Origin of the sequence: Pseudoalteromonas luteoviolacea CPMOR-1, assembly GCF_001625685.1 — a bacterium.
Lineage (GTDB): Bacteria > Pseudomonadota > Gammaproteobacteria > Enterobacterales > Alteromonadaceae > Pseudoalteromonas > Pseudoalteromonas luteoviolacea_K.
On the sequence record NZ_AUYC01000018.1, the window covers coordinates 1 to 12916 of the forward strand.

Annotated in this window: 12 protein-coding genes; all 12 read left to right on the plus strand. The window is 42.2% G+C overall.

Translation table 11 applies throughout. The features are described from left to right. Positions 1-470 precede the first annotated feature (470 nt). The 12 genes from flgB to N473_RS06120 all read left to right on the plus strand — a co-directional run bounded on the left by flgB (position 471) and on the right by N473_RS06120 (position 12558). Positions 471-884, plus strand: a complete 414-nt coding sequence (gene flgB, locus N473_RS06065; RefSeq protein ID WP_039609509.1) for a flagellar basal body rod protein FlgB — start codon at positions 471-473, stop codon at positions 882-884. 2 nt (positions 885-886) lie between these two features. Further along, a complete protein-coding gene (gene flgC, locus N473_RS06070) occupies positions 887-1318 on the plus strand; it encodes a flagellar basal body rod protein FlgC (RefSeq protein WP_039609508.1) in 432 nt (143 codons plus the stop codon). A 15-nt stretch (positions 1319-1333) separates the two neighbouring features. Then, the gene (locus N473_RS06075) at positions 1334-2011 is read left to right on the plus strand and encodes a flagellar hook assembly protein FlgD (RefSeq protein ID WP_039609507.1); all 678 of its coding nucleotides are present in this window, start codon (positions 1334-1336) and stop codon (positions 2009-2011) included. A 38-nt stretch (positions 2012-2049) separates the two neighbouring features. Next, positions 2050-3396: a flagellar hook protein FlgE gene (gene flgE / locus N473_RS06080; protein ID WP_063367147.1), complete on the plus strand. Its 1347-nt coding sequence runs from the start codon at positions 2050-2052 to the stop codon at positions 3394-3396. A 111-nt stretch (positions 3397-3507) separates the two neighbouring features. After that, positions 3508-4272, plus strand: coding sequence for a flagellar basal body rod protein FlgF (locus tag N473_RS06085; RefSeq protein WP_039609505.1), 765 nt, complete (start codon positions 3508-3510; stop codon positions 4270-4272). An 18-nt stretch (positions 4273-4290) separates the two neighbouring features. Then, positions 4291-5079: a flagellar basal-body rod protein FlgG gene (flgG, locus tag N473_RS06090; RefSeq protein ID WP_023401742.1), complete on the plus strand. Its 789-nt coding sequence runs from the start codon at positions 4291-4293 to the stop codon at positions 5077-5079. Between the two features lie 16 nt (positions 5080-5095). After that, positions 5096-5776: a flagellar basal body L-ring protein FlgH gene (gene flgH, locus N473_RS06095; RefSeq protein ID WP_063367148.1), complete on the plus strand. Its 681-nt coding sequence runs from the start codon at positions 5096-5098 to the stop codon at positions 5774-5776. An 11-nt stretch (positions 5777-5787) separates the two neighbouring features. Next, positions 5788-6882 (plus strand): flagellar basal body P-ring protein FlgI, encoded by a 1095-nt coding sequence (locus tag N473_RS06100; RefSeq protein ID WP_039609503.1) that lies wholly within the window; start codon positions 5788-5790, stop codon positions 6880-6882. A 107-nt stretch (positions 6883-6989) separates the two neighbouring features. Continuing rightward, positions 6990-7982 (plus strand): flagellar assembly peptidoglycan hydrolase FlgJ, encoded by a 993-nt coding sequence (gene flgJ / locus N473_RS06105; protein ID WP_063367149.1) that lies wholly within the window; start codon positions 6990-6992, stop codon positions 7980-7982. 1 nt (position 7983) lies between these two features. Then, entirely contained in the window at positions 7984-10014 is a 2031-nt protein-coding gene (gene flgK / locus N473_RS06110) for a flagellar hook-associated protein FlgK (RefSeq protein WP_063367150.1), read from the plus strand. 2 nt (positions 10015-10016) lie between these two features. After that, positions 10017-11261, plus strand: coding sequence for a flagellar hook-associated protein FlgL (gene flgL / locus N473_RS06115; RefSeq protein WP_039609500.1), 1245 nt, complete (start codon positions 10017-10019; stop codon positions 11259-11261). A gap of 337 nt (positions 11262-11598) precedes the next feature. Beyond that, the gene (locus N473_RS06120; protein ID WP_039609499.1) at positions 11599-12558 is read left to right on the plus strand and encodes a flagellin; all 960 of its coding nucleotides are present in this window, start codon (positions 11599-11601) and stop codon (positions 12556-12558) included. The last annotated feature ends 358 nt before the right edge of the window (positions 12559-12916 follow it).

A 12916-nucleotide genomic window follows, 5' to 3' on the forward strand; every position in this document is an offset into this window, starting at 1 on the left:
CAGGGTGACGGAAAGGTTGAGCGCAGTGCTATAATTACCTTTTATTAAAACGGCTCATTTCACCTTGCGCAAAAGAAGCGCACTCACTGCGTTCGCTGTCGCTAGCCTTTTGCACCATGTCATCCTGAACTCGCTTCAGGATCCATGCTTTGCCAGTTTTTACCCGGTTGCTGCGCTTAGAGAGGTGCATTGATTACTTTCGGCTAAAATGGCTTATTTCACCTTGCGCAGATTGAACGTACTCGCTCCGCACTCTGTCGTTATCCTTCTGAGTTCTTGTTACTTGTGGAATAAAAAGTGCTTACTCTTCTAATGATAAGAAGGTAAAAATATCTTTTTGGCACAACAGGTGGGTATGCTCTGTTTTTAAGTCATTAATAATTAATAGCTTAATTAATGTTGCTGAACGATTTTAAAGTTGGTCCTACTTTTGCATTAATCTGTATATAGTCAAATTTTTGGAGTTGGTTATGGCAATTAGTTTTGATAAAGCGCTTGGGGTGCATCAGCATACAATGTTGATCCGTTCTCAACGTGCCGAGATCTTAGCAAGCAATATCGCAAATGCTGATACTCCCGGTTATAAAGCAAAAGATATCGACTTTGGCCGAGCACTCAATGCGGCAAAGTCGGCACAACAAAGCGGCAATCAAATGACCCGTACCAACGAAAAACACATCAGTGGTGGGACTAGGTTAGCCAATGGTGTAGAACAATTTCGTAATCCAAATCAAACAGATACAGGTGATGGTAACTCTGTTGACATACAAGTGGAACGAAACTTGTATGTACAGAACTCATTAGAGTACCAAGCTAGTTTGAACTTTTTGGGTGGTAAATTTAAAAGCTTGAAAAAAGCGCTTGGTGGTGGTCAAGGAGCCTAATTATGAGTTTATACAACGTTTTTGATATTGCAGGCTCTGGCATGAGTGCACAAAATGTGCGGTTGAACACCACTGCCAGTAATATATCCAATGCAAACAGCATCAGCTCTAGTCAGGACAAAGTGTATCGTGCAAGGCATCCCGTATTTGCTGCTGAGTTAAATAAAGCAGCAGCTGCGCACCCAAATACACTAAGTTCGTCTGTGGGAGTAAAGGTTTTGGGGATTGTTGAAAGCGACAAACCTCTGCAGGTTGAATACAACCCGAATCACCCCAGTGCTGATAAAGATGGTTATATCTATAAACCGAATGTGAATGTTGTGGAAGAAATGACAAATATGATTTCCGCTTCACGTTCGTACCAAACGAATGTTCAAGTAGCAGACGCAGCAAAGCAGATGTTAAGTAAAACTCTGTTGCTTGGTCAGCGCTAATTGGGAGTATAGCTGATGAGTAATGATGTCAATTCCGCAACTACGTCCTTTGTCGACTCGTTGCGTTGGCAAGATAAGCAAGTGCCAACTGAGAAAAATGATGAGTTAAAGCAGGAAGACTTCTTTGCGTTACTTACTCAGCAGTTGTCTTTTCAAGACCCGAGTAAGCCTGCTGACAATGATCAGATGATTTCCCAAATGACCAACTTTACGATGGCAGAGGGCATATCAAACTTAAACACGAAGTTTGAGTCGTTGGCAGCTTCAATGACATCAAACTCAGCACTTCAAGCTTCAACGTTAATCGGTAAAAAGGCTCTACTGGAGTCAGACACGATTGAACATGGTCCAGGTATGCAGCCGAGAGGATCTATTATCGTAGCGGAACCGGTCGAAAAGCTGACGCTGAGTATTGTTAATGACAAAAAAGAGCTTGTTAGAAAGATTGAGCTCGGCGAGCAAAGCGTTGGCGCAACGCGCTTCGAGTGGGATGGTTTGACTGATGGCGGTGAAGCAGCCCCTCCAGGTGAGTACACAATTAAAGCTGAAGGGCAAACAAACGGTAAGTTTGAAGCATTGCCAACAGCGACTTTTAGAAATATTGATAGTGTTAATGTGAATGGTTCTCAGGGCATCATTATTAACACTAAAGCTGGTGCAGTTAGACTATCTGACGTTGCAGAAATAGCTTAATCAAAAGATTTAACCTTCATTTATAGAGGTATTAGAGTATGAGTTTTAATATTGCTTTAACAGGATTAGCTGCAGCCCAAAAAGATTTGGACACCACAGCTAACAACATTGCGAACGTAAATACCACAGGTTTCAAAGAATCTCGTGCCGAATTTGCTTCTGTATATGCATCATCAGTGTTTAGTGCTGGTAAAACCAAAAACGGTGATGGTGTGTCAACGACCATGGTTGCTCAGCAATTCCACCAAGGTTCATTAAACTTTACACAAAACTCGCTTGACCTTGCTATTACAGGTGAAGGTTACTTTGCTACAAGTGAAGATTTAGGCAGCCAAGATTATACATTCACGCGTGCAGGTGCATTTAAGCTCAACAAAGATAACTTCATTGTTGACGCCAATGGTAACTTTCTTCAGGGCTTCCCTGTTGACCCAAGCACAGGCGATACAACATCTGTGAGCTTAAGTACGTCATCACCACTGCAAATACCTGATGCATCAGGTTCTCCGCGTGCTACGACGAATGTATATTCTTCATTTAATTTAGATTCAACAGCGACGGCACCAACCATTGCATTCGATCCCGATACAACGGCATCGTATAATAGCTCAACGTCGACGACCGTGTATGACTCTTTAGGTGAACCACATACTTTGCAGCTGTTCTTCCGTAAGGAAGATCCAACAACGAACCCAAATGAGTGGCAAGTTTATGCAACGCTCGGTGGAAAACCGTTTGATGCAAACGGTAGTGAAATAGTTTCTCCTGCTACAATCACACCGATTACTGAATTTGAATTCAATGCACAGGGCTTTCCGAACACGACAGGAGGGGTTGCGAATACAGGCACAACCTTTAACTCCCTTAACTTAACAGCAGCGAATGTCTCTGGATTGCTATCTAATGGCGCAACTTTCCCGTCAGATATTCAATTAAACTGGCGTGATGAAGCCAATACAACCAATAAATTACCAACACAGTTTGCCAGCCGTTTTGAAGTTAAGGCATTGGATCAGGATGGTGCGACAACGGGCCGACTCGCAGGTATCGATATTGGTACGGATGGTAAAATAGTGGCATCCTACAGTAACGGTGACTCAACCTTCTTAGGGCAGGTTGCAATGGTGAGATTTTCGAACTCACAAGGTTTGACAGAAGCCGGTAATACAGGTTGGAAGAAAAGTTTAACGTCTGGTGAGCCGATTGCGGGTGAACCCGGCTCAGGTACGTTAGGCACGATTAATTCATCTGCGTTAGAGCAATCAAATGTAAACTTAACAAATGAGTTGGTTGATTTAATCAGTGCACAAAGAAACTTCCAAGCAAACTCACGAGCACTTGAAGTTAACTCAACACTTCAACAGAACATTCTTCAAATCCGATAGTACAAATTCCCTCTATAAAAGCCGCTTTTGCGGCTTTTTTATTTTTTGACACTCACCTTGGCACTAATATTGCTTTTATCACCATATATTGAACAGTTTTAGGTCGTTCTCATGGATAAAATGCTCTATGTCGCCATGTCAGGCGCTAAACAAAGCTTACGTGGCGTGGCGCTCAAAGCCAACAACTTAGCCAATGCGAATACCACTGGCTTCAAAGCAGACTTTGCACAGGCTCGCTCCATGCAGGCTTTTGGTGAGGGGTTGCCCACACGAGTGTTTGCCATGCAAGAGCGTCCTGGTACAAATATGTTAAGTGGCGCGGTTGCTGAAACCGGCCGTGATTTAGACATCGCAGTTGATGAAAAGTCATGGATCAGTGTTATGGATGCCAGTGGTGAAGAGGCGTATACAAAAGTAGGTACGCTGAACATTACGAGTGACGGCGCTTTAGTTACCAGCCATGGTCGTCAATTAATTGGCGAAGGTGGCCCGATCATCCTGCCTTTACCTATCGACAAAGTGGTATTTAGTGACGACGGATCTATTCAAGTTCGTCCTCAAGGAGCACCTGCCAATTTCTTAGAAACTGTTGATCGGCTAAAAATAATTACCGCTGATAATAATCAACTTGAGAAAGGCAATGATGGTTTATTTAGACCACAAGAAGATCAGTTAGATGATGGTCACTGTGGTTTTTGCGAAGTATCTCCAACAGCAAAAGTGATGAGTGGTTATTTAGAAATGTCTAATGTTAACCCTGTTCATGAGATGGTTGATTTAATTAACCACCAAAGACAGTTTGAGATGCAAATTAAATTAATGAAGTCAGCAGAAGAAATCGACGAGCGACACACTTCGCTCCTGCGCATAGTATAAGAGAGTGAGGTAAATATTATGAATCCAGCATTGTGGATAAGTAAAACTGGGCTTGATGCTCAACAAACCGATATTTCAGTTATTTCCAATAACTTGGCTAACGCCAGTACTGTTGGTTACAAAAAGAGTAGAGCGATTTTTGAAGATTTGCTTTATCAAAATATCAATCAGCCAGGTGGGCGTTCGTCTCAGGATACAGAATTGCCATCAGGTTTGATGCTTGGTGCAGGTTCGAAAGTTGTTGCGAACCAAAAGAACTTTTCTCAAGGGAATATGATAAGCACGGAAAACTCGTTGGACTGGATGATCCAAGGGCCGGGCTTTTTTGAGATCCAAATGCCTGATGGCACGATAGCATACTCACGAAATGGTCAGTTCACCACTGATGAAACAGGTCGTGTAGTCACATCCGGTGCAGGCTTCCCAGTTCAACCTGAAATGACGGTCCCGGATAATGCGAACTCTATTACGATATCGCAAGATGGAGAAGTGTCCGTCAGTATTAATGGTCAGGCGGAGAATACCGTTATTGGTCAGCTTGTGATCAGTGACTTTATTAATCCATCAGGGCTAGAGCCGATTGGTCAAAACTTATATACAGAGACTGCGGTGAGCGGTGCACCAGTGCAAGGTAACCCTGGCGTCGAAGGTTTAGGCTCGATGGTACAAGGCGCGCTAGAAACGTCAAATGTTAACGTGACCGAAGAGCTGGTCAATCTCATTGAGACCCAGCGTGTTTATGAGATGAACTCAAAAGTGATTAAGTCTGTCGACGAAATGCTGAGTTACATCAATCAACAACTTTAATAGGGTAGGGCAGATCATGCGTAAATGTATTTTAGTCGTTACGTTGGGCTTGGGTCTAAGTGGGTGCATGTCTACGGAAAATAGTGACGTTGTAAGAGATGATCCTTATTACGCACCTATGTATCCAGAAATGGAAGCAGAGCCTGTTGTATCAACGGGATCGCTATTTAATTCATATTCGAATGATCTGTACTCAGATAAAAAGGCAGTCAGAGTAGGTGATATTATTACTGTGGTATTGAGGGAGTCTACTCAAGCCTCAAAAGCTGCAAACTCTAAACTTGATAAAGACAGTGAAGTAAATGTTGACCCATTTCTTGGTTTGGGCAATGTACCTGTAAATATTGGTGGAGATGCCATTCAGTTAGATATGGGGGCTAATTCTTCTTATCAAGGTGATGCTCAAGCTAATCAATCAAATAGCTTATTTGGTAATATTTCAGTGAATGTGATGCGGGTATTACCGAATGGTAATTTAGTGATCCGCGGTGAAAAGTGGTTAACACTGAACACCGGTGAAGAGTTTATTCGATTAGAGGGGTTAGTAAGGCCACAAGATGTATCTGCTGAAAATGAAGTACAATCTAATCGCATTGCTAATGCCCGAATTCAATACTCGGGTAAAGGCCAAACACAAGAAGTTCAAAGTGCAGGCTGGTTAACTAAATTCTTCATGAGCACATTGATGCCGTTTTAAGGATGTAGATCATGCGTATTCTGCAAACAATTATTTTAACTTTCACATTGGCGGCATCACTCAGTGTAAGTGCTGAGCGTATTAAAGACGTCAGTGTCGTGGAAGGAGTGAGAAGTAACCAACTGATTGGCTATGGTCTGGTGGTTGGTTTACCGGGGACTGGCGAGCAAAGTCGGTTTACAGAGCAAAGTTTTAAAGCAATGCTAAATAGCTTTGGTATTACTCTACCGGGTAATTTAAAGCCAAAGATTAAAAATGTCGCGGCTGTGGCTGTGCACGCAGACTTACCTCCTTTTGTAAAACCAGGACAAAGCATCGATGTCACAGTGTCTTCGATTGGCAGTGCCGGTAGCCTAAGAGGTGGTACACTGCTACAGACTTTTCTAAAAGGTGTTGATGGCAACGTGTATGCAATTGCGCAAGGCAGTATGATCGTTGGTGGTTTAGGAGCGGAAGGCTTGGATGGTAGCCGAGTTGTAATAAATACCCCAACCGTTGGTCGTATTCCTAATGGTGGTATGGTGGAGCGTGCAGTAAAAAGTCCATTCACACAAGGCGACCATATTACGTTTAACCTTAATCGTCCTGATTTCACGACAGCGAAACGGTTAGCAGACACAATCAATGAATTGGTTGGACCTAATAGCGCCAGTGCTTTAGATGCGGCTTCTGTCAGAGTGATAGCACCACGAGATCCTTCGCAGCGCGTCGCATACCTGTCTACACTTGAAAACCTTGAGTTTAAACCAGCTGATACGTCCGCCAAAATTATTGTCAATTCCAGAACTGGCACAATTGTGATTGGTAAAGATGTGAAATTACAACCTGCAGCGATTACTCATGGTGGATTAACGGTCACAATTGCGGAGCAAACAAACGTATCGCAACCACAACCTTTAACAGAAGCCGATGCTGTTGTGACAAGACAAAGCATTGTCGATGTTGACCAAGACGACTCGCGCGCATTTGTTTTTGACCCTGGTAGCAGTTTAGATGATTTGGTTCGTGCGATTAATGCTGTGGGCGCAGCTCCCGGTGATTTAATGGCGATATTAGAAGCGCTCAAAGAAGCGGGCGCGATACATGGTCAATTAGTCGTCATATAGTGTTTTATTTATATTCAATAAGTTAGCCTCATATTAATGAGGCTTTTTTTTGGCCTAATAATTGCATTCATTCTTGTATTCCTTTTTTAACGACGTGTTTTTGAACCATGAATACTGATCCGACACATAATCAAAGCTTTTTTGATTTAAACAACCTGAACTCACTGAGGCAGGATGCGTTAAAAAGTGCTGGTGATGGTGACGCATCAAAACAAGCGCTGAAAAAGGCTGCACAGCAGTTTGAATCAATCTTCACGCAAATGCTGTTAACGAGTATGCGTAAAGCCAATGAGGCATTTGAAGACAAAGATAGTCCATTTAACTCAAGCAGCGTGAAGTTTTATCGTGATATGCATGACCAGCAAATGGCCCTAGAGCTATCTAATAAAGGGAGCTTGGGGCTTGCTGATTTGATTGTACAACAACTCTCGCCGCAAAAAGATGGGTATATGCCGTCTTCAGTTATTCGCACTGGTGCTGAAATCCAAAGCGACAGACTCGCCAGTGGGAACACCCAGCAAACGAATACCTCTGAGAAACCTGAAGTAAAAGAGGTTACCGTACAAGAGGCCGCTCAACCAAAACAAGCAGATCCTCAAGCGTTTGACAGCCCTGAAGAGTTTATAAATACACTTTGGAGCTATGCGAAATCTGCGGCAGAAAAAATTGGCTTAAACCCGGCTGTCATGGTTGCTCAAGCTGCGTTGGAGACGGGGTGGGGTAAACATGTAATCGCCAAGCCTGATGGCAATAGCAGTTTTAACTTATTTAATATTAAAGCGGATAGCCGCTGGACAGGAGACAGTGCCAGTAAAATGACACTCGAATTTGAACAGGGCTTACCTGTTAAAAAACAAGCAAACTTCAGAGCTTATGAATCTTTGAAAGACAGTTTTAGTGATTATGTGAACTTCTTGCAATCTAATCCTAGATATGAGGAAGCGCTCAAGAAAGTTTCTAAGCCAAGTGAATACTTAGACGCATTGCAACAAGCAGGCTATGCAACGGATCCTAACTATGCGAACAAAATTAAAAACGTGTTAGGTGGAAGTCATTTCCAATCTGCTGTGTCTTCATTTATACGTCAAGGAGTAAACTAAGATGTCTTTTAATTTAATGAACATTGGTACCTCTGGCGTTAGAGCAAGCAGCGAGCTGTTGCAGACGACCAGTAAAAACATAGCAAACCTAAATACAGTGGGCTACATTCGAGAGCGTACTGAACATGCAACCATGGTTGGGAATCAGGTTGGTCGTGGAGAAACAGTTCGTTTGTTAAATGAATTTGCTCAAAAGCAATTGTATAGAGATATCTCCAGTCAGTCTTACTACAACCAGTTTGTGACTGAGTCGAGCCGAGTGGATACCTTGTTTGGTGAGGATTCTAATAACTTAAATACCAGTATTAACTCGCTATTTAATAATTTGCAAGAAGCGATGAATTTGCCTTCTTCGACAGTTACGAGGTCATTATTCCTGACTGATGCTCAAAATATGATTGATCAAATGGATCGATTGTCTGGCATTGTGTTTGATCAAAATAATATTGTGAACGAGCAACTGTCAATTTATTCGCAAGAAGCAAATAACCTAATTCAAAAAATTAGTGATCTTAATGGTCAGGTTGGTGCACTTAACGCAAACCCAGATAATGACAATGCAAACTCAGTACTAAATGAACGAGATCAAGCAATTAAAGACCTGTCTGAATTGGTTGATATTGAAACCTTAGATGGTTCGAACGGCGAAAAATTGGTGTTCTTAGGCTCTGGTCAATCTGTCGTAATGGAAAATGGCACCTTTAATCTGTTTTCACTAGATGGCGATCCGGACCCTAACAAAAAGGAACTTAAACTTGATATCACGGAAGGGGCTGCAATCGCACTGGAAGTAGATCAAACTAAATTACAGGGTAAAATTGGTGGACTTTTGGCATTCAGAGATGAGATTTTAATCCCCGCTCAAAACCAACTTGGCCAAATAGCCCTTTCATTAGCGGATGCATTTAACCAACAAAACAAGCTGGGTATGGATCTTGATGGTAATCTGGGTGGAAATATATTTACTATACCGACGACTGCAGGGTTTCCGCATAGTAGTAATACAAGTACAACTCAGCTAGCAGCCACATTAGAGCCTGGTCAAGGCAGCCAGATCCCTGCAACGGACTTTCGAGTGACCTATAACGCGGGTAATGTCACGATTGCGGCAATAGATGCTCAGGGCAATACCATAGGTAACGCAACGACAGTGGCATATACGGATCCATTAAACTCTCAAACGGTTACCCCGTCAGGTACCGAGTTGTTTGGATTGCAAATTAATTTTACTGACGTCAGTGGGGCGGCAGCACTGCCGAATGACGGCGATATTTTTGATATTAAGTTAAATTCTGCTGCCGCGGGTACTTTGTCACTGGCGACAGATAGACCAGAAGCGCTTGCCCTGGCATCTCCTATCCGAACAGAATCGTCGGGAAATAACGTCAGCAATGCGATGATTTCAGTGGGGAGTGTTTCAAATACAGACCCCGCAACAAGTAATTTTTCAGCGACTACGCCGCCAACACTGACTAATGGCACTATCACCCTAGTCAAAACAGGCAATCCTGATGAGTATCAGATCACAGATGCCAGTGGTACTACGACGTTTACCGCGCCTGCGCCCAGAGAAAATATTTTAGCAGCAGCGGGTGGTGCGTTTGCCAGCTATGGTTTTGATTTTGATATTGAAGGGGAACCTGCCACAGGTGATACGTATACCATTGAGTTTAATCAGAGTGGTTTTGATGATAACCGAAATGGACTTTTACTCAGTGAATTACAGTCAGGCCAATTAGTGAGGCAAAATGTGGTTACGACGGCGGTTGCGGATAACTTAAAAACATTCAATGAAGCGTATGCGGGATTGGTTACGGAAATTGGTGTAGTTGCAAATCAGGCTAAAACCAACGGTGCAGCTTATGATGCATTAGCTGCTCAGTCTGAGGCATGGTTTGAGTCAGTCGCTGGCGTAAACCTAGATGAAGAAGCCGCTAATTTACTGCGTTTTCAGCAATCGTATTCTGCGTCGGCACAAATATTAAGTGCGGCAAGAACCGTGTTTGACACTCTACTTAATGCTGCGAGGTAATTATGCGTTTATCTCATAACATGATTTTCAAGAACAACTTGAATTCAATTTTAAATAGTCAGCAAGAAGTGAATAAATCTATGCACCAAGTGAATACACAGAAACGTGTATTGTCTGCATCAGATGATCCTTCTGCGATGGCGAGATCATTACTTTATTCAGATAAAATTCAAACGAATGAACAATATGATAAAAACTTAACGATGTTAAAAAGCCGTTTGGATACCCAAGAGGGTGTACTGACTAACATCAAAGACTCATTGTTACGATCTATTGAATTGACAGTGAATGCGGGTAATGGTGCTTTAACTGCACCAGATAAAGCGTCACTCTCTGAAGAATTGGAAGCGATACAAACAGCGGTATTGGAATTAATGAATTCAAAAACGGAAGATGGCCGCTACATCTTTTCTGGTTATCAAGACAATAACAGAACGTATGAGTATGATAGCTTAAATAATCGGTATGCATATCAAGGCGACCAAGGGCAACATAAAATTAAAGTTGCAGAGGGGGTCGAGATCAAGTCAAGTGATAACGGATTCGATGTTTTTGAAAGCGTTGAGCAGCGATTAAACGTGACGTCAAACACGGCGACCACGACGGGCGGGATATTGAACGCGGATGTGTATGTGACACAGCAAGGGCCGTTTGATATTTTCCACAAAGCGAATTATAACCCAGATCCGACCGCGCCGGCGGGATCGAATGAGTTTGAATTGGTGCTTAATGGTACGGTAACCCCTGGTACGTATCAATTGCGCCAAGGCGCCACCGTATTTGAGACCGGAACCTATACAGAAGACAACATTCAAGCTGCAGGTATTGAGTTCAGCTTTATGGGGACTGCCGGCGCTGCCGATACAATTACTTTTGAGCTAGAGGCACCGAAAAAAGACAACGTACTAAACACGCTAGATAACCTGATCAATGCAGTTCAAGATCCAACACTGTCGGATAAAGACTATCGACAGGTGTTAGCTGATTCGATGATCGGGCTAGAAAACGCAAAAAATACGGTGTCTCAGATCCAATCAGGTTTAGGTGGCAGAAAAAACACAGCCACTAGGATCATTGATGCCAATACCGATTTAGATATAAATAACAAAATAGCGCGGGCAGACTTGATAGAGTTAGATATGGCAGAGGCCATTACTGAACTTACAAAGCACGAGACCCAACTTCAGGCATCGCAAGCGACTTATGGACGCTTATCCAACTTATCCTTATTAGATTACATCCGATAACTTTAATGAGCCGTCATATACTTGACGGCTTTTTTATTTAGTAACTTGTCAAATCTCACAATCTTCCAAGTAACTTCCTGAATTATTGCCAAAAACTTTATTAATTTTTATAAATTATCTCAGGCGGAAACAACTTTCCTATTATTTGAATAGTGTTTTCATTTGCATAAAAAATTAAATAAATTCAGTGTTTTAAAAAAAAGTTCAAAAAAAATCTAAAGGAAACTTTTTGCCGTCCGATAACTTAATTAACCAAGCCGGACAGTTTAAATAACTTGAAGGTGGCAAGAGTTACAAGTTTGAGAGTAAGTACTCAGTTTACAGTGGGAGAATTACCATGGCACTTTATGTAAATACTAACGTAAGTTCATTGAATGCTCAAAGACAGTTAAACAATTCAGGCAATGCATTAGACGTATCATTTAAGCGTCTATCTTCAGGCTTCCGTATCAATAGCGCAGCAGATGACGCGGCAGGTCTACAAATCTCTGACCGATTAACATCACAGATTAATGGTCTAAACCAAGGTAACCGTAACGCAAACGACGGTATTTCTTTGGCTCAAACAGCTGAAGGTGCGATGGACGAAGTAACGTCAATGTTCCAGCGTATTCGTACTTTGGCACAGCAAGCTTCAAACGGTTCAAATACTGATGAAGACCGTTTGGCGATTCAAGAAGAGATCCGCTCTCTTTCTGCAGAAGTTAACCGTGTTGCTGCGGATACGACTTTCGGTGGCCAAAACTTATTAGATGGTACATACGAGGCAAGTTTCCAGGTAGGTGCTGATGCAGTACAAACCATTGGCTTCAGTATGAAAAATGTTGCTGGCACAGCAAATGATATTTCTGCAAATAACGGTTTCACGCTGTCAGGTATCGCAGGTATCGCGAGTGCGATTGTTGGCAATGACCTATCAGGATTTGCCAGTGGTGTTAGTGCAATCTCGGGTGCTTCGAATGATTATACGTTCAGTGACACGTTCCAAGCAGGGTCTATCAGTGTATCGTCGCAAGCAAATGCACAAGCAGTATTGGCAGGTATGGATTCGTTGATTGCGGTAGTTGATAAAAAACGTGCAGAGTTAGGTGCGGTTCAAAACCGTTTCCAATCGACAATTCGTAACCAGTCGAATATCTCTGAAAACTTATCTGCTGCAAAATCACGTATTAAAGATACGGACTTTGCGACAGAAACTGCTGCACTAACTAAAATGCAGATTCTACAACAGGCTAGCCAAACAATCTTAAGTCAGGCTAACCAGCGTCCTCAGGCTGCACTAAGTCTTCTAGGATAATTTAGTTAGACGGTAAAGCGGGGGAAGATGGTGTCAGTGTTTGATGGGGTATTTAACACTGACACCGGAATTGGATGATAAAGCGGAGGAGCTTAAAATCCAAGACAGTTCATGTATTCAATGAACACATTAATGTTAGCACTTTTCGTGCCAATATTTAGAATAAAATATTGACACTCACTCTCAAACTTCAAAAAAGGAGGCCGTTCGCCTCCTTTTTTATTTCTAAATTTCCATTTTGTTTATTTAAATCAACGCTTTAAATTGTATTTCTGTATGTAGTCAAAAAAAATTTTATTTATTGGCATATTGTTTGCTTTTATCTATTCAAACTTAGAAAGAGTTGTGCAAGTGGCAG